Annotated in this window: 20 protein-coding genes; 7 read left to right on the top strand and 13 right to left on the bottom strand. The window is 73.7% G+C overall.

Annotated features, from left to right (window positions below; translation table 11 throughout):
* Nucleotide 1 precedes the first annotated feature (1 nt).
* Nucleotides 2-466 carry a polyketide cyclase gene (locus ACFUJ1_RS33610; RefSeq protein ID WP_233019559.1) on the top strand — a complete coding sequence of 155 codons (465 nt, stop codon included), beginning with the start codon at nucleotides 2-4 and terminating at the stop codon, nucleotides 464-466.
* On the opposite strand, the gene ACFUJ1_RS33605 is transcribed toward ACFUJ1_RS33610, so the two are convergent.
* The 3 genes from ACFUJ1_RS33605 to ACFUJ1_RS33595 all read right to left on the bottom strand — a co-directional run bounded on the left by ACFUJ1_RS33605 (nucleotide 422) and on the right by ACFUJ1_RS33595 (nucleotide 2,331).
* Complete coding sequence (locus ACFUJ1_RS33605) at nucleotides 422-1,093, bottom strand: hypothetical protein (protein ID WP_378651346.1); 672 nt, start codon at nucleotides 1,091-1,093, stop codon at nucleotides 422-424. The two genes, ACFUJ1_RS33610 and ACFUJ1_RS33605, sit on opposite strands and share 45 nt — an antisense overlap.
* An 83-nt stretch (nucleotides 1,094-1,176) precedes the next feature.
* Nucleotides 1,177-1,629 carry a hypothetical protein gene (locus ACFUJ1_RS33600; RefSeq protein WP_378651345.1) on the bottom strand — a complete coding sequence of 151 codons (453 nt, stop codon included), beginning with the start codon at nucleotides 1,627-1,629 and terminating at the stop codon, nucleotides 1,177-1,179.
* A 72-nt stretch (nucleotides 1,630-1,701) separates the two neighbouring features.
* Nucleotides 1,702-2,331 carry a class I SAM-dependent methyltransferase gene (locus ACFUJ1_RS33595; RefSeq protein WP_378651344.1) on the bottom strand — a complete coding sequence of 210 codons (630 nt, stop codon included), beginning with the start codon at nucleotides 2,329-2,331 and terminating at the stop codon, nucleotides 1,702-1,704.
* Between the two features lie 72 nt (nucleotides 2,332-2,403).
* On the opposite strand from ACFUJ1_RS33595, the gene ACFUJ1_RS33590 reads away from it, so the two are divergent.
* A complete protein-coding gene (locus ACFUJ1_RS33590; protein WP_378651343.1) occupies nucleotides 2,404-3,993 on the top strand; it encodes an FAD-dependent monooxygenase in 1,590 nt (529 codons plus the stop codon).
* 34 nt (nucleotides 3,994-4,027) lie between these two features.
* Here ACFUJ1_RS33590 and ACFUJ1_RS33585 read toward each other — a convergent pair whose 3' ends face one another.
* Genes ACFUJ1_RS33585 through ACFUJ1_RS33565 form a run of 5 tightly spaced genes read right to left on the bottom strand, consistent with a single transcriptional unit; the run spans nucleotide 4,028 to nucleotide 9,224 of the window.
* Nucleotides 4,028-5,341: an AAA domain-containing protein gene (locus ACFUJ1_RS33585; RefSeq protein WP_378651342.1), complete on the bottom strand. Its 1,314-nt coding sequence runs from the start codon at nucleotides 5,339-5,341 to the stop codon at nucleotides 4,028-4,030.
* Entirely contained in the window at nucleotides 5,338-6,819 is a 1,482-nt protein-coding gene (locus ACFUJ1_RS33580) for a hypothetical protein (RefSeq protein ID WP_378651341.1), read from the bottom strand. Before ACFUJ1_RS33580 ends, ACFUJ1_RS33585 begins: the two co-directional genes overlap by 4 nt.
* Nucleotides 6,816-7,907 (bottom strand): hypothetical protein, encoded by a 1,092-nt coding sequence (locus ACFUJ1_RS33575; RefSeq protein ID WP_378651340.1) that lies wholly within the window; start codon nucleotides 7,905-7,907, stop codon nucleotides 6,816-6,818. Before ACFUJ1_RS33575 ends, ACFUJ1_RS33580 begins: the two co-directional genes overlap by 4 nt.
* Nucleotides 7,904-8,695: a hypothetical protein gene (locus ACFUJ1_RS33570; RefSeq protein ID WP_378651339.1), complete on the bottom strand. Its 792-nt coding sequence runs from the start codon at nucleotides 8,693-8,695 to the stop codon at nucleotides 7,904-7,906. Before ACFUJ1_RS33570 ends, ACFUJ1_RS33575 begins: the two co-directional genes overlap by 4 nt.
* A 58-nt stretch (nucleotides 8,696-8,753) precedes the next feature.
* Nucleotides 8,754-9,224 (bottom strand): PaaI family thioesterase, encoded by a 471-nt coding sequence (locus ACFUJ1_RS33565; RefSeq protein WP_378651338.1) that lies wholly within the window; start codon nucleotides 9,222-9,224, stop codon nucleotides 8,754-8,756.
* A gap of 147 nt (nucleotides 9,225-9,371) precedes the next feature.
* Between ACFUJ1_RS33565 and ACFUJ1_RS33560 the strand changes: the two genes are divergently transcribed.
* Both ACFUJ1_RS33560 and ACFUJ1_RS33555 read left to right on the top strand, forming a co-directional pair.
* On the top strand, nucleotides 9,372-10,061 hold the full coding sequence (locus ACFUJ1_RS33560) for a cysteine hydrolase family protein (RefSeq protein ID WP_378651337.1): 690 nt from the start codon (nucleotides 9,372-9,374) through the stop codon (nucleotides 10,059-10,061).
* 13 nt (nucleotides 10,062-10,074) lie between these two features.
* Nucleotides 10,075-11,673, top strand: coding sequence for a regulator (locus tag ACFUJ1_RS33555; RefSeq protein ID WP_378651336.1), 1,599 nt, complete (start codon nucleotides 10,075-10,077; stop codon nucleotides 11,671-11,673).
* Here the strand turns inward: ACFUJ1_RS33555 and ACFUJ1_RS33550 are convergent.
* From ACFUJ1_RS33550 to ACFUJ1_RS33535, 4 genes are all read right to left on the bottom strand, one after another.
* Nucleotides 11,661-12,170, bottom strand: coding sequence for a thioesterase family protein (locus ACFUJ1_RS33550; protein ID WP_378651335.1), 510 nt, complete (start codon nucleotides 12,168-12,170; stop codon nucleotides 11,661-11,663). The two genes, ACFUJ1_RS33555 and ACFUJ1_RS33550, sit on opposite strands and share 13 nt — an antisense overlap.
* Before the next feature lie 50 nt (nucleotides 12,171-12,220).
* Complete coding sequence (locus ACFUJ1_RS33545) at nucleotides 12,221-13,594, bottom strand: aldehyde dehydrogenase family protein (RefSeq protein ID WP_378651334.1); 1,374 nt, start codon at nucleotides 13,592-13,594, stop codon at nucleotides 12,221-12,223.
* Nucleotides 13,594-14,676 carry a phenazine antibiotic biosynthesis protein gene (locus ACFUJ1_RS33540; RefSeq protein WP_378651333.1) on the bottom strand — a complete coding sequence of 361 codons (1,083 nt, stop codon included), beginning with the start codon at nucleotides 14,674-14,676 and terminating at the stop codon, nucleotides 13,594-13,596. The genes ACFUJ1_RS33545 and ACFUJ1_RS33540 overlap by 1 nt, the downstream gene beginning before the upstream one ends.
* A gap of 157 nt (nucleotides 14,677-14,833) precedes the next feature.
* On the bottom strand, nucleotides 14,834-15,310 hold the full coding sequence (locus ACFUJ1_RS33535) for a winged helix-turn-helix transcriptional regulator (RefSeq protein WP_378651332.1): 477 nt from the start codon (nucleotides 15,308-15,310) through the stop codon (nucleotides 14,834-14,836).
* A 54-nt stretch (nucleotides 15,311-15,364) separates the two neighbouring features.
* Here ACFUJ1_RS33535 and ACFUJ1_RS33530 point away from each other — a divergent pair, with 54 nt between their 5' ends.
* Both ACFUJ1_RS33530 and ACFUJ1_RS33525 read left to right on the top strand, forming a co-directional pair.
* The gene (locus tag ACFUJ1_RS33530; protein WP_378651331.1) at nucleotides 15,365-16,183 is read left to right on the top strand and encodes an acyl-CoA thioesterase; all 819 of its coding nucleotides are present in this window, start codon (nucleotides 15,365-15,367) and stop codon (nucleotides 16,181-16,183) included.
* Nucleotides 16,184-16,191: 8 nt separating this feature from the next.
* Nucleotides 16,192-17,580 carry an MFS transporter gene (locus tag ACFUJ1_RS33525; RefSeq protein ID WP_378651330.1) on the top strand — a complete coding sequence of 463 codons (1,389 nt, stop codon included), beginning with the start codon at nucleotides 16,192-16,194 and terminating at the stop codon, nucleotides 17,578-17,580.
* 95 nt (nucleotides 17,581-17,675) lie between these two features.
* Here the strand turns inward: ACFUJ1_RS33525 and ACFUJ1_RS33520 are convergent, their stop codons facing one another.
* Nucleotides 17,676-18,539, bottom strand: coding sequence for a LysR family transcriptional regulator (locus ACFUJ1_RS33520; RefSeq protein WP_378651329.1), 864 nt, complete (start codon nucleotides 18,537-18,539; stop codon nucleotides 17,676-17,678).
* 82 nt (nucleotides 18,540-18,621) lie between these two features.
* On the opposite strand from ACFUJ1_RS33520, the gene ACFUJ1_RS33515 reads away from it, so the two are divergent.
* Nucleotides 18,622-19,692: MFS transporter (locus ACFUJ1_RS33515; protein WP_378651328.1), on the top strand; the 1,071-nt coding region annotated here is incomplete at its 3' end.

The raw sequence follows: 19,692 nt of genomic DNA, 5'->3' as shown, positions 1-19,692 counted from the left end.
CATGACCGACGAACGTTTCGAGGTGCGGCGACAGATCGCCGCCGCACCCGAGCAGATCTTCGCCCTGCTCTGCTCCCCGGCCGGACACGTGACCATCGACAGCTCCGGCATGCTGCAATCCGCGGAGGGCGAGCCGGTGCGCGCGGCCGGTGACCGGTTCGTGGTGCACATGGACCGCGAATCGCTCAACGACTTCCCGATGGGCAAGTACGACGTCACGGTGATCATCACCGAGTTCGAGCCGGACGCGCACCTCGAGTGGACCATCTCCGGGCAGATCCAGCCGCCGATCGAGCACCGCTACGGCTACTTCCTGGAGCCGAGCGAGATCGGCACGCTGGTCACCTCGTACTACGACTGGAGCAATATCGCGGAGAAGTACCGGAAGCACGATCTCTTCCCGGTGATCCCGGAGTCCGCGCTACGCGCCACCCTCGGCATTCTGGCGCGCACCGTCGAGCACTAGCGCCGGCTCCTTCTGCGCGGCGTGCAGGTTGCGGATGACCTCGCGGGCCAGCGCGTTGTTGCCGACGCCGCCGATCACCGCGCCGATCCCGGCCGGGATCACCTTGCCGAAGGCCAGCGCGCCGCGCTTCACCAGGAACTGCACCACGAAGCGCTTGACCGGGCCCTCGGACATCTTGGAGATCACCGGCAGCCGGTTGGCCAGCGCGGTGTCCCACTGCTTGGCCGAGCGGCCCGCGGTGCCGAGCGCCTTGGCGCCGGCGCCGCCCAGGATCACCGCCGAGACCAGCGGCCCGCGCACGGTGCCGGTGGAGCGCTCCGACACCTCCTTGGCGCCGACCACGAACACCGTGGATGCCTCCAGGAACAGCAGCGTGTCGGCGCCCGCCGCGGCCAGCCCGACCAGTGTGCCCACACCGGGCACCGCCGCGCTCAGTCCGGCCGCGACACCGCTGGCCGTCACCGTCACCAGGTAGTGCTTCTCGATCCGGCGCACCAGCTGGTCCGGCGACTCCTCCGGGTGCCTGCCGCGCACGAATCCGGCGTAGCGGGCCACCAGCGGCGCCTGCACCTCCGCCGCCCGGTCCAGTACCGAAACGACACCCTTGTCCAGGAACTTCTGCAGCACGCCGCTCGCCTCTCCCGTTCGTTCGCCGGTCCGTCACCGGCGCGATCAGCCTAGGGGTACCCGGCGCGCGGCCCGATTCACGCTCAGCTCTCGGCGGCCTCGGCGCTGACCGGGCGGACGGTGCCGTCCGGCAGCGTCTGGTCGCCGGCGAGCGCGGTCACCCGGCCGTCGGCCCGGCAGCCGGTGACCCGCAGGTCCAGTGCCGTGCCCGCCGGGTTGCCGTGCTGATCGGTATCGAGCCGCACCCGCAGCGCGAAGCCCGCGTCGCCCGCGGCGACCGTGCTCCAGCTGCCGTGCAGTGCGTCGGTGCCGGTGCGCAGCGCGGCGGTCTCCGGGTCGAGGGTGAACTCGCCGGTCGGCTCCGCGGCCGCGGTCGCCACCCGGTAGGTGACGCCCTGGTAGTCGGCGCCGCTGATCCCGCAGGGCGGCTCGGCGGCCTGCACCGTGAGCGGCAGCAGGGCGACGGTGCACGCCACCAGGGCGGTCACGCCGACGGCAGGTGCGAGCAGCGCGGGCACCTTCCTCGTTCCTGGCATGGGGGAGACCTCCGTGTCGCGGGTGGCGGCGTGCGCCGCCCGTGTCCGCAGGCTTAGCCCTCGGCCGCGTCCTCAAACGCGGTCGTCGTAGACCAGGGTGTAGCGCCAGAACAGCCGGCGCCGGATCCGCGCCCCCGGCAACTCCCCGGCGGCCGCCGCTCGGATCTCGGCCAGCGTCTCCCGCGGCTCGGCGATCGGGGCCCGCATGTGCTGCGGTGGCTCGGTGGCGCGGGCGGGGTGTTTCAGCACGCCGATGATCGGGTTGAGCAGGACGGCGGGGAGCCGGGTGAGCGCGTCGCCGATGGTGACGTCGCGGTGGAGGCCGACCACGACCAGCCGCCCGCCCGGGGCCAGGCAAGCGCGCAGGGCGCGCAGGGCAGGCTCGAGCGGGAGGTGGTGCAGCACTGCGACCAGGGTGACCGCGTCCCAGCGGTCGTCGGGGTCGCGGTCGGCGAAGTCGATGGGCAGGATGCGGACGGCGGGGTCGTCGCGGAAGCGGTGCGCGGCGACGGCCGCCGTCGCCGGGTCGCGCTCCAGCCCGGTGACGGCGCAGTGGTCGCGCAGCCGGGCGACGAGATTGCCGGTGCCGCAGCCGATGTCGAGGACGCGGCGGGCGCCGGATGCGCGGACCCGGCGGACCACCCAGTCGGCGTAGTGGTCGTTGTGGCTCCAGGGATGCGCGCGGTTCAGCTCGGACAGCACCCGCGCCACCCTAGCCGGAGATAGTTTGCTGAAAGTGTGCTATCTGGCGGGCCGCGGATCTAGACTCGCCGGATGGCGGATCCGGATGTGCTCGTCGTCGGCGCTGGACCGGTCGGGCTGGCCGCGGCGGTGGAGCTGGCGCGGCGCGGGGTGCGCTGCCGGGTGCTGGAGCAGCTGCCCGAGCGGCCCCGGTTCGCCAAGGCGGTCGGGGTGCAGCCGCGCACGCTGGAGGTGTTCGAGGGGATGGGGGTGCTGCGCGAGATCCTGGACGCCGCGGTGCGCATGCGGGGGCAGCTCGTGTACGCCGACGGCGCCGAGGTGGCGCGGCTCGATCTGGAGCCACCGCCGGACATTCCGTACGGCTTCGCGGCGCTGCCGCAGTACGAGACCGAGCGGGTGCTCGGCGAGCGGCTGGTGCGGTGCGGGGTGCGGGTGGAGTACCTGACCGCGCTGGTCTCCTTCGCGCAGGACGACACCGGGGTCACCGCGGTGCTGCGCGGGCCCGGCGGCGAGGAGACGGTGCGCGCCGGCTATCTGGTCGGCGCGGACGGCGCGCACAGCGCCGTGCGCAAGGGGCTCGGGCTGACCTTCGAGGGCGCGGCCTTCGCCGAGCAGTACATGCTCGGCGACGTGGAGCTGGACTGGAGCGCGCCCGCCGGCTACGGCGTGCGGTCGAACCGCGGCGCCGACGTGCTGGTCTGCATCCCGCTGCCGGGGCACCGCAGGTACCGGGTCTCCATGCTGGCGCCGGAGGAGCTCGCCGTGCCGGTGACCGATGGCGTGGCGCACGGTATGGAGGGCGACCGGGCGCCGGAGTTGCACCACATCCAGGCGGTGCTGGACCGGCTCGCCCCCGAGCCCGCGACCGCGCGGAACCTGCGCTGGTCGTCGGTGTTCCGGATCAGCCACCGGATCGTGGACAGCTACGGCACCGGGCGGGTCTTCGTCGCGGGCGACGCCGCGCACATCCACCCGCCGACCGGGGCGCAGGGGATGAACACCGGCATCCAGGACGCGCACAACCTCGGCTGGAAGCTGGCGCTCGCCGTCGCCGGGGTGGCGGGGGGCGAGCTGCTCGGCAGCTACGACGCCGAGCGCAGGCCCGTCGGGGAGGAGGTGGTGGGGCGCACGGTGCGGCACGCCAGGGAGGGGATCGGGGCGGGAGCGGGGGATCCGGAGCAGATACTGCGTCGCGAGGCGCAGTTGCTGCTCGATTACCGGGACAGCCCGATCGTGCTGTCGTCGGCGCTGGGCGGGGTGGCGGCCGGGCGCCGCGCGCCGGACGCGGCTGGGCTCACCCGGGAGCTCGTGCAGTTTCCGATCCGGCTGTTCGGGCTGCTCGCCGGGGCGGGGCACACGCTGCTGCTGTACACGGGCGGGGAGCCGGGGCCGGAGTGGTTCGCCGCGCTCGAGCGGGTGGCGGACGAGGCGCGGCGGGCCGCGTACGGGCAGCTCGACGTGTACCTGGTGGCGGGGCCGGAGACGCCGGTCGACACGGTGCTGCCGGTGATCCGGGACAGCGCGGGCGATTTCGCGCGCAGCTACGCCGCCGAGGACGCCGCCTACCTGGTCCGCCCGGACGGGTACCTCGCGTACGCGGGAGCGCCGGAGGAAGTCCCGCGGGCACTCGCTGCCACTTTCGCGGCGCCCGCCGGCCTCTGAGCGCGCCTCCGCGACACGACCGGGCCTCCCGCGACTACCCGTCGGCGGGCACCCGGTGCTTCGCGAGGTGGCTGAGCACCGCGTGATTCGCCTCCCACCCGTCCGGGAACTTGACCGGCACCCCCAGGTGCACCGGCTCGGCGGAGGGATGCGAGTCGAGGAGCTCGGGAATCCCGGCCCGCCCGACCATCACGCAGGCGTGCCGGTGCCGGGAGGCGAGCACGCAGAGCCGCCCGGCCTCCAGGTGGAAGGCGCCCGCGTCGCGGCGGCCGGAGAGCGGGTGCAGCACGACGGTGAGGTCGTACTCGCGCCCCTGCAACCGGTTCGCGGTGTCCACCGTGACCCCGTCGGCGACCGTGCCGCGCAGCGCGTTGCGCACCGCCTCGGCCTGGTCGCGGTGCGCGGTGCCGATCGCCACCCGCTCCGCGGTGACCGGCCGCGAGCCCTGCTCGGAGTGCGCGGTGGCGGCCCGCTCCAGCACCCGGCGGGTGATGTCGGCGACCGCGCGCACCGCCGCGCTGTCGGTGCGCAGCGTGTGCCGCCGCGGCAGTTCGTACCAGCCCCAGCCGTGCTCGGCGGCCTCGTCCAGCACCAGGTCGACCGGGGTGCGCAGGCCGCGCGCGGCGAACTCCAGCCGCCGATCGGCGCTGCCCGTGCCCGCCCGGAACGGTGTGAACGGGTAGAACGCCGCCGACACCACCGGTGCGGCGGACGCGGAGAGCCGCCAGGAGACCGGAAGCGTGTGCGGCACGATCTCCGGATTGTTGGTGAGCATCACCGCGACCGCGCTGGTCGTCGGGTCCCAGCCGAGCCCGGCCCAGCGCCCGGTGTCGACGGTGGCGAAGGGGTCGAGCTGGCCGGGGTCGCCGACGAAGAGCCCGCGCTCGAAGCGGTTCGCGATGCGCAGCAGCATGTCCGAGCGCATCTGGTACGCCTCGTCGATGATGGCGTGCTCCCAGCGCCCGTCGTCGATGGTGGCCCACTTGGCCGCGGTGCCGATCAGCACCGTGCGGTCGTCCAGGTCGGCGATCTTCTGTCGCGACACCACGTTCGGGTGCTGGATGCGCGCGGACTCGGTGTAGCTCTGGCTCGACACCCGGCCGATGGCCAGCGCCGGGTCGGCGGTGGCGAGCCGCTCGATCAGGTCGTCGACCTGCTCGTTGGTCTGCGCCACGATCATGTGCGGGCGGCCGGACTCGGCCAGCTGCCGCGCGGCACGCACCACAAGGGTGGACTTGCCCGCACCGGGCGGCGAGTCGACCACGACGGCCCGATCGGTGCCGCCCGCCAGGTCGGCGAGGATGCCGGTGACAGCGGATTCCGCCGCGGCGGAGAGGTTGTCGGTCACAGCTCCTCGAAGGTGTCCGCGGTGGGCAGCCACTCCGGCGGCGGGCCGCCGTGCGTCCACGGCGTCTCCTCCCGGCTCGGCAGCGAGGTGGGCCGGGACGACCCGGCGGGGGAGAAGCGGGCGAAGCCGACCGCGGTGCCGACTCCGGGCACGGTGCCCGGCTCCGGGATCAGCTTGCGGCCCATCCCGCCGGAGAGCTCGAGCAGGACGGTGTCGCCGTCGACCTCGAGCACCTCGCCGGACTGCTTGGGGTAGCCGATATTGCACAGCTTCTCGCCGGGCACCGGAACGAACGGGTCGCTGGTCCGCACCCGGAGGGCGGGGCGGAGCACCTTCTTGCTCTTGCCCGCAGGCACGGTGACCCGGGTGGGGTCGGCGTCGACGACGGTGCCGTGGAAGGCCGCGCCCGCCAGCCGGTGCTCCAGCATGAGCCGCGGGTCGTCGAAGGCGCGCTCGGCCTCGTACCGCTCCAGCGCGCGCTCCCGGTCGAGGAGTCTGCGCACCGCCGAGACCGCGGAGTCGCGGCGCGGCTGCGGCACCCCCTCCGGGACCGTGCCGAGAAAGTAGCTGAACGCGCCGATGTCGTCGTTCCAGCGGCCGGGCACGTGCGCGCCCTCCGGCAGCGCGCGCAGCAGGTTCAGCCCCTGCCAGAGCAGCTGCCAGGTCGGCTCCAGCTGGCGCAGCAGTGCGCGGCGCAGCCGCTGCTCGGCGGTGACCTTGGCGGCGCCCTCCGGCGCGTCGTCGTAGCCGGTGATCAGTGGCGCCAGCTCCTCGTTGTCGAAGCCGGGGTCGGTGGCCGGGCCCGCGGGCGGAACGGCGAGCGGGTCCTCGGCGCGCGCGGCGGCCTCGGCGCCGGAGCGCCCCGGCGGCGGCGCGATCCAGCCGAGCAGCGCGGCCAGGTTGGCGTCCTCCAGCGCGGACTGGCCGCTCGCCCAGTGCGCGGCGAGCACCGAGGTCATCGGCAGCAGCACCGCCGAGCCGGGGTGCTCGGCGCGGTCGCAGAACCAGGTGAGCCAGCGGCCGAGCAGCGGGACCTCCGGCGGCACCGGGTTCTCGCCCTCGGTGCGGTGGAAGCGCACCGAGCGCCCGAGCAGCCGCAGGAACTCGATGCCGCCGGTGTTCGGCGTCCACAGCTGCGGGGCGTCCAGGCAGCGGGTGTAGGTCTCGCCCGCCTTCGTGGTCTTCTCCTCGACCTCGACGGTGTGCTCGGCGACGTAGGGCAGCACGATCTCGGCCAGCTGCGCGATGAAGCGCAGCCGCAGCACCCGGTCGCGCGGCTGCGGCACCACGAGCAGCCGCGGCTCGTCCGCCGCGGTGCCCGCCAGCAGCGCGAGCGGCGCCGCGGCCTCGCCGGCCAGCTTCAGCGGGACCAGCACCAGCGGCCGCCGGGCCAGGTGCGTGTGGCAGACCCCGGCGATCGGCTGCGCGCGCCCGGCACGCACCGCCTCCAGCCTGGCCAGCGCGGTCAGCACGCTCACCCGGCGATCTCCAGCCGCATCCGCCGCGCCTGCCGGAGCAGCCGGGCGATGTCGTCGAATTCGGCGGGTGGCTCGACCGAGCCGTCGGCGAGGCCGAGCACGGTGGCCATGTCCTCCAGCCCGCCCAGGTCGTCGCAGACGCCGCGGCCGAGCACGTCCACCGTTCCCTCCTGCCTGGCCTCGGCGCGGCAGGCGAAGGCGAGCTCGCAACTCGCCATGCACTCCGGGGTGTAGCGCGCGTCGATTCCGGCGACGGTGCGGGCCAGCTCGGGGCCGGGCTCGAAGCTGACGCCGTCCGGCAGCTCGTCCAGCAGCTGCTCGATCGAGGTCAGCCGGGAGAGCTGGCGGCCGACCACCGCGATCTGCTTGCGCAGGTCGACCAGGGCGGCGGTGGGACGGTTGGTGAAGTCGTTGGTGCAGACCAGGATGCCGTTGTGCGAGACCAGCGCGTCCGGGTCCTCGCCGAGATCGGCGATGAGCTCGCGCAGCGCGATCACGTACACCGCCGACTGCCTGGCCGCCGCCGCCACCTGCGCCGGGTCGGCCTGGCCGTCCACCACCGCGAAGGACTTGATCTCCACCACGTGGAACTGGCCGCCGAGCCGCAGCGCGACCACGTCCGGCTCCAGATACGCGGTGGCCCCGGCGATGTCGAGGCGGAGCAGCGGATGGTCGAAGAGCGTGCCCTCGCCGGTGACGACGGCGTGGTCGAAGAGCTGCCGTGTCCGGCGGTAGCGCACCGCGTTCGCGGTGTTGTCGCCGACCGAGGCGAGGTCGTAGTACTCGACCTCGGGGACGCTGAGCTCCAGCTCGGTGCGGAGCAGCGCGAGCAGCTCGGCGCAGCCGTTCGCCTTCACCATCGCCTCGAAGGCATTGCCCCTGGTGATGGCGAACTGGGACTGGCCGAAGCGGGGCGGGAAGCCGAGTTCCCGCGCGATCACGGTCTTGTCCACCGCGGCGGCGTCGAGCAGAGCGCGCCGCGCGCAGCCGGGGTTCGCGGTGAGCGCCGCGATGGTGCGGGCATTGTGCCTGCACGCGGTCGCGGTGCCGCGCAGCCGGTCCAAGCGTGCCGGGAGCGGAGTGGTCACCCGGCCTCCTTTCGTCGCGTTCCGGTCACAGCGAGGCGGACGCCGAACAGCTGTGCCGTGTCGTCGAGTTGCGCGCTCGCCCGCTCGGCGGCGCGCAGCCGGTGCGCGGCGTCGTCGGCGCGGTGTACGGCCAGTTCCCGGCCCGCGGACTCGACGACCCGCTCGAGGTCGATCGCGTCCGGGGCGCCGCGCACCCCCGGCACCGAGACGGCCAGCTTCCAGACCACCCGCCGGGCGTCCGGCCCCGGCTCGGGGAGCGCGGCGAGGTGCTCGGCGAGCCGGATGGTCGCGGTCAGCAGGTCGACGCGCGGGCTGAGCGGCCCGACCACGCGCCGTTCGGTGGGCCAGCTGCTCACCGCGAGCAGCCCGCGCGCGGGCGCGAGCAGGTCGGCGTTCAGCGCCGAGCAGATGTAGTACGGCCGGGCCAGCGGCGCGGCCCGGAAGGAGCGCTCCTCGTCCCGGCGCAGGCTGGTGAGCCGGGCCGCGACCAGGTCGCCGGAGAAGAAGGCGTCGTGCACGGCGAGCACCAGTTTCGGCGCGGCGGGCGCGCCGAGCAGGGTGAGCGCCCGGTGCACGTGCTCGCGCACCGGGACCGCGGGGACGATCTCGCGGACCGGCTCGGCGCCCGGCTGCAGCCCGAGCACGGCATCGTCCCAGTCGTTCTCCGCGCGGCGCAGCTCCGCGCGCAGTTGCCTGGCCGTGGCGCGATCACCCGCGGCGACCGCGCGCCGAACCGCAGCGCGCAGTTCCGCGATGCGATCCTCGAGTTGCTCGGCATTGTCCGGCACACTGCCGGACTGTAATCAGAACTTCCAGTGAAGTCCAGTATCTTCCAGTATTCGCGGGTCAGCTCCGCCTCGGCCGGATGACCGCGGTGAAACTCGCGGCGGCGACGGCGGTTTCGTCGCCGCCGGTGATCCGCACCGGCACGGTGAACTCCACCGGCCTGCGCGCCGCCGCCTCGGTGCGCACCGTCCGCAGGGTGGCGTCGGGAAGCTCGGCGGTCGCCAGGAACGGCCCCGCCGCACCCTTCGCCCTGGCCAGGTACTCGATCCGGCCGTCCCTGGCGACCACGAACGAATCCGCCATGTGCGCCGCGATCCCGGAGACCGCCGCGCCCATGGCCGCCGTCTCCGCCAGCCCGAACAGCACCGCGGCGTGCACGTCGCCGTTGTGGTTCAGGTGCTCCGGGCCCGGCGTCATGGCGACGGCATTGCGCCCCTCGGCGAACTCGACGCCCTCGATTCCGGCGTACCGGATGAAGCCCAGCTTCCGGAACCCGGTCATCACCAGGTCGCCAAGGGTCGCGACATCCACGGCTGCCTCCTCGAATTGAAACCTGTTCCAATTTACCGGCGCGGCGACCGAATCGCTAACACAGCGGATACACGGGGGCCCCATCCGAGTCACACACCCTTTTCACAATCGACGGGTGCCGATGCTCGGCGCGGAAGGACGACCGCCATGACACCCCGTCACGTGCCGGCCAAGCCGGACCAGTTCACCTTCGACCCGGGCGGCACCGCGCTCCTGGTGATCGACATGCAGCGGGACTTCCTGCTACCCGGCGGATTCGGCGCGAGCCTCGGCAACGACGTGGAGCAATTGCGCAGCGTGATCCCGCCGCTGGCCCGGCTGATCGCCGCGGCGCGGGCGGCCGGGCTGCCGGTGATCCACACCAGGGAGGGGCACCTGCCCGACCTCTCCGACTGCCCGCCCGCGAAACTGCGGCGCGGCACCCCGTCCCAGCGCATCGGCGACCCCGGCGCCTTCGGCCGCATCCTGATCCGCGGCGAGTACGGCCACGACATCGTGGACGAGCTGGCGCCGATCGAGGGCGAGGTGGTGATCGACAAGCCGGGCAAGGGGGCCTTCTACGCCACCGAGCTTGCCGCGGTGCTTGAGCGCCGCGGCATCACCTCGCTGCTGGTCACCGGGGTGACCACCGAGGTCTGCGTGCACACCACCGTGCGCGAGGCGAACGACCGCGGCTACGAGTGCCTGGTTGTGGCCGACTGCGTCGGCTCGTACTTCCCCGAATTCCAGCGGGTCGGGCTGGCCATGATCGCCGCCCAGGGCGGCATCTTCGGCTGGACCGCCGATTCGGCGGCCGTGCTCGACGCGCTCGCCCCCACCCCGAGCCCGGCCCGGTGAACAGGATCTCGCGATGACGCTCGACACGAAACCGGCCGAACAGGCCGAACCCGCCCCGCCGCTGCGGCTCCCGTGGTGGACCAGGGGCGACACCAACGCCTTCTTCGGGCTGGCCTTCAACATCCTGGTCAATGTCCTCACGCTCACCACGCTCTCGATCGCGGTGGTGAAGATCCCGAGCGGCGACGTGCTCGGCACCGTGCTGCCCGCGCTCGGCGTCGCGCTGGTGCTCGGCAACCTCTACTACATGGTGCTGGCCCGCAGGCTGGCGCGGCGCGAGCAGCGCGACACCGTGACCGCGCTGCCGTACGGGCCGAGCGTGCCGCACATGTTCATCGTGGTCTTCGTCGTCATGCTGCCCATCTACCTGCAGACCGGCGATGCCCTGCGGGCCTGGTCGGCGGGGTTGGCGTGGGCCTTCATGATCGGCGTGATCGTGATGATCGGCGCCTTCGTCGGGCCGTTCATCCGGAAGATCACCCCGCGCGCGGCCATGCTCGGCACCCTGGCCGGGATCTCGATCACCTTCATCGCCATGCGCCCCGCCGCGCAGATGTGGGAGGCGGCCTGGATCGGGCTCCCGGTGCTCGCCATCATCCTGATCGGCTTCTTCACCGACGTGAAGCTGCCGGGCAACGTCCCGGTCGGGCTGGTCGCGCTGCTGGTCGGCACGGCCATCGGCTGGATCGGCGGGTACATGTCCGCGCCGGACGTCTCCGCCGCGGTCGGCGACATCGCGCTCGGCCTGCCCGACCTACGGCTCGACCTGCTCTTCGACGGGCTCGGCGACCTGGCCCCGCTGCTCGCCACCGCCATCCCGCTCGGCGTCTACAACTTCACCGAGGCCATGAGCAATGTGGAGAGCGCGGCCGCCGCGGGCGACAACTACAACCTGCGCAGCGTGCTGCTGGCCGACGGCTTCGGCGCGGTGCTCGGCGCCGGCTTCGGCTCGCCGTTCCCGCCCGCCGTCTACATCGGCCACCCCGGCTGGAAGGACGCGGGCGGCCGCACCGGCTACTCGCTCGCCGCGGGCGCGGCCATCGGGGTGATGTGCCTGCTCGGGCTCGTCGGCGTGCTCGCCACGATCCTGCCGATCCCGGCGATCGTGCCGATCCTGCTCTACATCGGACTGCTCATCGGCGCCCAGGCCTTCCAGGCGGTGCCGAAGCTGCACGCGGTCGCGGTGGTCGCGGCGCTGCTGCCGAACCTGGCGGAGTGGGCGGTCGGGTTGATCGACAACGCGCTGAGCGCCGCCGGTACCAGCGCGGAGAAGGTGGGGGAGGAGGCGCTCGGGCAGGCGGGCGTCGTCTACCACGGGCTGCAGATCCTCGGCGAGGGCGCGGTGCTGGCCGGGCTGGTGCTCGGCGCGCTGGTGACCTTCGTGCTGGACAAGCGGTTCCACGCCGCCGCGATCGCGGCGCTGGTCGGCGCGCTGCTCAGTTGGATCGGGCTGATCCACGCCCCCGAGGTGGCGTGGGCGGCGGCCCCGCAGGTCGCGCTCGGCTACCTGTTCTTCGCGGTGGTCTGCCTCGCCTACTCGCTGCTGCCGAAACCGGCCCCGGCGGAACCGGAGCCGGAGCCGAAGGAGGAGGCGGTGGCTCAGGAGGGCTGACGGATTCCCATCACCCCGGTGACCGGTGCCGCCCACTCCAGCTTGCCGGAGGCGGCGATCATGTCGTCCAGCGCGGCGGCCAGGTCATCGGGGATGGGGGCGGAGCGGCGCAGCTCCAGGTCCACGTGCACCAGCAGGATCTCCACGGTGTTGGCGAGCCGGTCCCGGCCCTGGTCGACCAGGAAGGCCATCATGTGCACCGCCTTGGCGCTGCGCTCCAGCACCCGGGCGTGCACCGCCAGCGAGTCGCCGAGCCGCAGCTCGCTGTGGTAGCGCAGGTGGTGCTCGGTGGTGAAGAGCCCCAGCCCGCGTTCGCGGCGGTAGCGGTCGTCGAGACCGGCGGTCTGCAGCAGCGCGTCCGCCGCCACGATGCCGTGCCGCAGGTAGTAGACGACGTTCATGTGGCCGTTGGCGTCGATCTCGCGCTCGGTCACGTCCGCGGTGAGCGTGGCCGGGATCTCGCGGATCTGCGCCACGGTGGGGAGGTCGATAGCCATGCTTCCGATCCTGCGACACCGGTGCGCGCGGCCGCGCACCGGGTCGCCGGTCAGCGCGCGCCGCGGATCATGCCCTTGCTCCGCATGAGGTGTTCGCCCAGGTAGCCGTCGTGCGGGACGCCGGGGCTCAGCCAGGTGGTCGGGTTGTCGCCGAGGTAGAGGTTGGTGACGGTCGGCTCGTCCAGCAGCCGGTCGATCAGCTCGCGGCGGGTGGTCATGGCGGTGAGCACCAGCGAGTTCCGCAGCGGGCCGATGCCGTCCTCCGGCCGCCACCGCCCGACCCACACGCACGGGAAGCCGAGCTCGATCCCGAGCCGCGGGTCGCCGCCGTCCGGCACCAGGTGCACCGCGGGCCGCAGCACCGCGCCGCCTGCGGGCAGCTCGTCCACGATGGTGTCGCCGCCGAGCAGCGCCCGTGCGTCCCCGGCGACCTCGTGCAGGTACCGGTCCATCGCGCGGGCCGACTCGACGGGCTGCACGGTGAGGACGGCGTCCGGGTGGTCGGCGGGCAGACTCGGGATGGCGGCCAGCGCCTCGGCCAGCGCCGCCGCGACCGGCTCCGGGTCGCCCTCGACCAGCACGGCGGTGGCGCAGGTGCAGGCGGTGCCGCCGAGGTGGCTCACCGAGCCCGCGAGCAGCGCGATCTTCGACCGCCAGTCCACCTCCGCGGTGATCAGGATCTTGGAGCGCCCCGGCCCCTGGGTGAGCACCCGCGGGTCGCGGCCGTACTTGTCCACCACGTCCTGGCCGCCGTAGACGATGGCGTAGTCGGACTCCGCGATGATCACGTCCGCGGCGGCGTAGTCGGTCGGCAGCAGGGTCACCGTGCCCGGCGGGAAGCCTGCCTCGCGCAGCGCCGTGATCAGCCGGAACGGGGTGAACGGCTCGCGGGTCGACGGCCGCACCGCGACTTTGTAGCCGAGCGCGAGCGCCTCCGGCCAGAGGCCGTGCACCGCGGGGGTGTTGCCCGCCGCGTGCACCGCGAACAGGTCGCCGCGCCGGGTCCAGACCCCCGACCCGGTGAGCGTGCGGTCGGCGTCCCACTCGTCCACCGCGCCGCGCGGCATGGCGAGCGTGCGGGTCTCGCGCTGGGCCCGCAGCACGTCGGCGACCCACCGCACCGACTGCCGCACCACCGCGAGCGGCACCCCGGAGACGGTGGAGACCAGGCGGGCGTACTCGTGCGGGTCGAGCCCCGCCACCGTGCCGTGCAGGAAGAGCTCGGCCGCCTTCTCCAGCGCGGCCAGCCGCTCCGGCACCGGGAGCACGGTGGCGGCGCGCATGGCGGTCAGCGTGCGGCGCACGTAGAGCGGCGGCACCTGGCTGATCTCGCCGACGTTCGCGCCGGAGAGCGCGGTCAGCGGGAGCCGTTCCCGGGAGCGGTAGGCGCCGGCCGGGCCGAGCGCGTCGATCCGGATGTCCATCAGTAGACCCCTTCGATCACGGCGCGATCGCCGAACGTCTCGACCGGCCCCACGTCGGCGACGGCGCAGCCGAGCGCGCCGGGCAGCGGGGGCAGCTTCAGCGCGGTGTCGCGCTCGGTGTTGTTCGGCAGCAGCGCGTATTTCGTGAGGTGGTTCATCACCACCTGCCCGCGTTCGCCGTACGCCACGTCCCGCCCGGTGGCCGGGTCGACCACCCGGAAGGCGATGTAGGGGCTCGGGGCGTCGAAGACCGGCAGCCCGTCCGGGTGGTCCTCGCCGCGCTCCCGGGACATGCCGAGGATGGTGGTGCTGCCGTACAGCCCCTTCAGCGGAATTCCCGGGAAGATCTCGGTGCGGAAGATGTCGCGGGTGTCGGCGTCCATGTGCGCGCCGCTCCAGCAGATGAACCGCACCTGCTTCCGGATCGAGTCGACCAGCTCCGGCCGCCGGGCCACCCGCTCCAGCAGTGGCGGCGTGGTGATGAGGATGCCGATCGACTGGGTGGTGAGGATGTGCCCCACCTGATCGATCAGGTGCTCGGCGTAGCGCTCCGCCTCCTCGGCGGCGCCGCGGGCGAGCAGCTGCTTGATCCAGCGCGGATCCAGGTCGATGGTGAACTTCACGCCGTCGTGCCTGCGCGCCCTCCTGGTCGCGAACTCGCCGAACATGTGCGGGCCGCTCGGTGCGATGGCGAGCGTGTTCACGGTCCCGAGCCCGGCGTAGTGGAACTCGTCCCAGCCCAGCGCGAACTCCATCCACGGCTCGAACATCACGAAGCGCTTCGGCAGCCCGGTGGTGCCGCCGCTCTCGAAGATCCCGGCGATCTCCCGGTCCGCACCGGTGAGTCCGCGCGGAATCAGCTCCGCGATCTCGATGTCGCGGAATTCGTCAACGACATTGGGGAATCGGGTGAGGTCGTCGAAGGTGCGGATCTCGGTCAGCGGATCGAAATCGAGGGTGTGCGCCCGGCGCAGCCAGTACGGGCTACCGGTCGCGGGGTCGAAATGCCAGCGCATCAACGCCCGGATGTAGACGTCGGGGTCGACCGGCGCGGCGCCGAGATCGAGAATGGCAGAACACATGCGTCCTCCAGGGCGTGGAACTCACGCACACTGTGGCCGAACGCGCAGCCCCGCCGAAACCGCCGCCGCCCGACTTCGATGACGCGATCACGGAATTCCCGGCCGCCCCGGCCGCGGGAGGTATGTCTGGTACGTCCGCATGCGGGCAATCCGGCGGCTACCGCGGTGTGGGCAGCAGCGATTCGTCCCTGGCGCCGGGGCCGAGCAGCGCGCGCAGCTCGCCGCGGTGCACCGGCTCGCCGCACTCCGAACACACCGGCTCGACCGTCATGAGGTGGCCGCACGCCTTGTGCCGCAGCTGGATCGGCGGGCCGTCGGCGGCGGCCCACTCGTCGCCCCACTGCCGCATGGCCGTGACCACCAGCCAGAGCGCGCGGCCCTTCTCGGTGAGCCGGTAGTCGTGGCGCACCGGGTTCTCCTGGTACGGCTCGCGGGTCAGGATGCCGTGCTCGACCAGGTGCTCCAGCCGCTGGGTGAGCACATTGCGGGCGATCCCGAGGCGGCTCCGGAAGTCGTCGAAGCGGGTGACGCCGAGCAGGGCGTCGCGCACGATCAGCAACGTCCACCACTCGCCGACCACCTCCAGGCACTGGGCCAGGGAGCAGTTCATGTCGGCGAAGCTCGTTCTGCGCATTACTCAAGAGTAGTCGGTTGCGTGAAAGAACTCACGCGTTCTAGAGTGCGTTGCATGACGCAACTCACTGCCCCCGGCCTCGCCGGGGTGTTCGATCTGACCGCGACCGGGGACGGCCGCCACACCGCGCGGGTCGACGAGACCTGGCAGGGGTGGAGCGGGCCGCACGGCGGCGTGGTCGCGGCGCTGCTCGTCGAGGTCGCGGTGCGCGCCGCCGCCGAGCCGCTGCCGGTGCGCGCGGTCGACCTGCGGTTCCTCGGCCGTCCGGCCACCGGTGTGCTGGAGTTCGCCGCCGCGGCGACCGCCGTCGGGCGGAATACCGCCGTGGTGGACGTGCGGGCCGAGCAGGGCGGGGTCGCCGTCGCGGCGGCCGCCGTGACGCTCGGGCGCACGGTCCCGAGCGAGATCGCCGCCTATGCGGGGACACCGGCCCCCGAGGTGCCCACGCCGGAGGAGTGCGCGCAGTTCCGGCTGCCGCCCGAGATCGTCCCGGCGGGCGCGCATTTCGAGATCCGCCCGGCGAGCGATGTGCTGCCGCTGACCGGCTCGGCCGAGCGCGAGCTCCGCGCCTGGGTCACGCTGCGTCCGAAGGGGGGTGGCGCCACCGGGCTCCCGATCGATGCCCCCATGCTGGCGATCCTCGCCGATGCGCTGCCGCCCGCTCTCTTCCCGGCGTTGCGCGCCCCGGTCGCGCTGCCGACCGTCGCCTTCTCCCTGCACCTGCACGCGGAGCCCGTCGCGGCGCAGCCGGTTCTGGTGACGACGGTGAACGCCTCCACCGGCGGCGGCTGGTCGGTCGACGACACCGAGCTCAGGGCCGGGGACGGGCGGCTGCTCGCCGCCGCCAGGCAGACCCGCCGCGTGCTGGGCTGACCCGCGCCGTGACCTCCGTGACCGCGGCGCCGCGCGCCGCCACCGACCTGCGCAGGGTCCTCGTCGTGGTGAACGCGGGCGTGCTGCTCTCCAGCCTCGACCTGTTCATCGTCAACGTCGCGCTCTCCGACATCGCCGCCGACTTCGCGGGCGTGCCGATCGCCGAGCTCTCCTGGGTGCTCAACGCCTACGCCATCGTCTTCGCCGCGCTGCTCGTCCCCGCCGGTCGGCTGGGTGACCGGAGCGGCATCCGCACCACGTTCCTGCTCGGGCTCGGCCTCTTCGTGCTCGGCTCGGCGCTCTGCGCGACCGCGTGGAACGTGGAGTCGCTGGTCGGCTTCCGCATCCTGCAGGCCGCCGGGGCCGCCGTGCTCACCCCGGCCTCGCTGGGGCTGGTGCTCGCGGCGAGCCCGCCGGAGCGGCGCCCGATGGCGGTGCGGCTCTGGGTGGCCTTCGGCGGGCTCGGCGCCGCGCTCGGGCCGGTGCTCGGCGGCATCCTGGTGCAGGCCGACTGGCGCCTGGTGTTCCTGGTGAACGTGCCGATCGGGCTGGCGGCGCTGCTGGCCGGGCTGCGCGTGCTCCCGGTCGTGCCAGGCGACGGCGGCGGCTTGCCCGACCTGCGCGGCGCGGTACTCGCCGCGCTTGCGGTGGCCGGGCTGGTGCTCGGCCTGGTCCAGGGGCCGGAGTGGGGGTGGAGTTCGCCGGGGGTGCTCGGTGCCTTCGCGCTCGCGGTGCTGTGCGGGATCGGCTTCGCGGTCTCCTCCGCGCGGCACCACAGCCCGATCGTGGCGCCCGCGCTGCTGCGCGCCCCGAACTTCGCGCTCATGACCGGCAATGCCGTGTTCTTCAATATCGCCTTCGGCGGCATGCTGCTCTCGGTGGTGCTGTGGGCGCAGACCGTCTGGGGCTGGTCCGCGCTGCGCACCGGGCTCGCCATCGCGCCGGGGCCGCTGCTGGTCCCGATCGTGGCGCTGCTGGCAGGGCGGCTGATCGCCCGGGTCGGCCCCGGCCCGGTGCTCGTTGCGGGTGGGGTGGTGTTCGGGGCGGGCACGCTCTGGTGGTCGCAGGCCATCACGCTGCACCCGGACTACGCGGGCGGGTTGCTCGGCGGCATGCTCGTCACCGGTGTCGGGGTGGGGCTGGTGCTGCCGACCTCGTTCGCGGTCGGCACCGGCGGGCTGCCGCCGGAGCGCTTCGCCACCGGCTCGGCGGTGCTCAGCACGGCGCGGCAGGTCGGGCTCGCGGTCGGCGTCGCGGTGCTGGTCGCGCTGGTCGGCACCCCCGCGGGGCCGGAGCGGGCGCTCGAGGTGTTCCACCGGGCCTGGATCGTGATCGCCGTGTTCGCGGCGCTGGCCGGGCTCTTCGGGCTCGCCGTGCGGCGGCCGCGGCAGGGCTGAGGTCGCGCCGCCGCCGGTGCGCCAGGGCCGCGCGGCGGCGGTACATCGGGGTGCCGCGCGGCGGTGGTGCGCCGGGGTGCCGCGCGGCGGCGGTGTCAGCGGTTCAGCAGGGCCGTGAGTACGGTTCGCGCGGCATTGGTCGGGGTGCGCCCGGCGGCGTGCCCGACCGTCAGGTGCCACGGGATCGGCGCGCCCGCCCGCTCGCCGTACCGGATGCCGGGCGCCACCGCCGCCACCGACCGGGGGACCAGCACCACACCGAACCCCTTCGCCGCCAGCTCCAGCGCGAACGCCTGCTCGGCCACCTCGATCACCGGGCGCCGCAGCGGCAGCACCGCATCGGCCACCGTCCTGGTGCCCCAGCCGGGCGGGAAGTCGACGAACCGCTCGCCGTCCAGCTCCGCCGGGCGGAACGGCCGCCCGGCCAGCGGGTGGCCGGGGGCGGTGCAGAGCACCACGCTCTCCTCGGCCAGCGGGTACCGGGTGATCCCCGGCAGCTCGGCGGGCACCCCGACCAGCAGCGCCAGATCCAGACTGCCGTCGCGCAGCCCGGCCAGATTGCCCGCGGCGCCCGCCGCGCTCTGCCGCATCCGCACCGTCACCGCCGGATACCGCCGGTGCAGCCCGGCCAGCACCCCCGCCAGGTCGATCAGGTGGAGGTTGAGCAGGTTGCCGAGCACCACCTCCCCGCGCACCTCGCCGCGCGCCGCCGCCACCCCGTCCCCGATGGCCCGCCGCGCCCGCAGCATGTCCAGCGCCGGCTCCACCACGGCCGCGCCCGCCTCGGTGAGCAGCAGCGCGCGCGGGGTGCGGTCGAAGAGCCGCGCGCCGAGCTCGCGCTCCAGCTTCGCCACGCTGGCCGAGACCGCCGACTGCACCATGCTCAGCGACCGCGCCGCCGCGGTGAACGAGCCGTGCTCCCGGCAGGCAAGGAAGCACTCGATCTGCCGCAGCTCCATCGCCCGATGGTATCGCTGCTGTCGATGGCCCCATCGACAACCATCGCTTTTGTCGATCACGACTCCGGCGCATGCTCGGACCATGACCGCAGCACCCGCCACTCCCGCCACCCGAGCCGTCGTGCTCGTGTTCGCCATCGCCGCGGGCTCCTCCGCGGGCTGTCTCTACTACCTGCAGCCACTGCTACACGAGGTCGCCGCCGACCTGGCCGTCTCGACCGCCACCGCCGCGCTGCTGGTCAGCGCGGCCCAGGTCGGATATCTGTGTGGACTGGCCCTGCTGGTGCCGCTCGGCGATTTCCTGGAGCGCAGGCGGATGGTGCCCGCGCTGCTCGCGGCCTCGGTGCTCGCGCTGCTGGTCTCGGCGCTCACCCCGGCCTTCCCGCTGCTGCTGGTGAGCGTCTTCGCCACCGGGGTGACGGCGTCCGCGGCCCAGGTCGTGGTGCCGTGGGCCTCGGCGCTGGCCGAGCCGGAGCGGCGCGGCGAGGTGGTCGGCGCGGTGATGAGCGGGCTGCTGCTCGGCATCCTGCTCTCCCGGGTGCTGGCAGGCGCCGTCGCGGAGGTCGCCGGGTGGCGCGCGGTGCTGCTGGTCGCCGCCGGACTGCAGCTCGCCACGTCGATCGCGGTCTACCGGCTGGCCCCGGCGAGCGGGCGGGCGGCGGACGGTGAGCGCTACGGCGCGGTGCTGGCCTCGATCCTGACCCTGATCCGCAGGCATCCGGTGCTCCGGCACCGGATGATCCTCGGCTTCCTCAGCATGGCCTGCTTCTCCGCCGTGTGGACCGCGCTCGCCTTCCTGCTCTCCGGCGCGCACGGCAGCCCGTACCGCTACCCGGAGATCGTGATCGGGCTCTTCGGCCTGGCCGGTGCGGCCGGTGCGCTGGGTGCCCCGCTGGTCGGGAAGCTGGCCGATCGCGGGAACCTGCGCGCGGTGACGACCGGGGTCTGGCTGACCGTTCTCGCCGGATGGGCGCTGCTGGCCTGGGGCGGGCAGCAGGTGCTGGTGCTGATCGTGGCGCTGCTGGTCTTCGACTTCGGCATCCAGGGCGTCCAGCTGGCCAACCAGAACGCCGTCTACGCCCTCGACCCGGCCGTGCGGAGCCGGTTGACCACCGCCTACATGGTCACCTACTTCGCCGGCGGGGTGGTCGGC

This window comes from Nocardia sp. NPDC057227 (assembly GCF_042669725.1).
Lineage (GTDB): Bacteria > Actinomycetota > Actinomycetes > Mycobacteriales > Mycobacteriaceae > Nocardia > Nocardia asteroides_A.
Note: the sequence above shows the minus strand (reverse complement) of the source record. Positions and strands in the feature narration are given on the sequence as shown.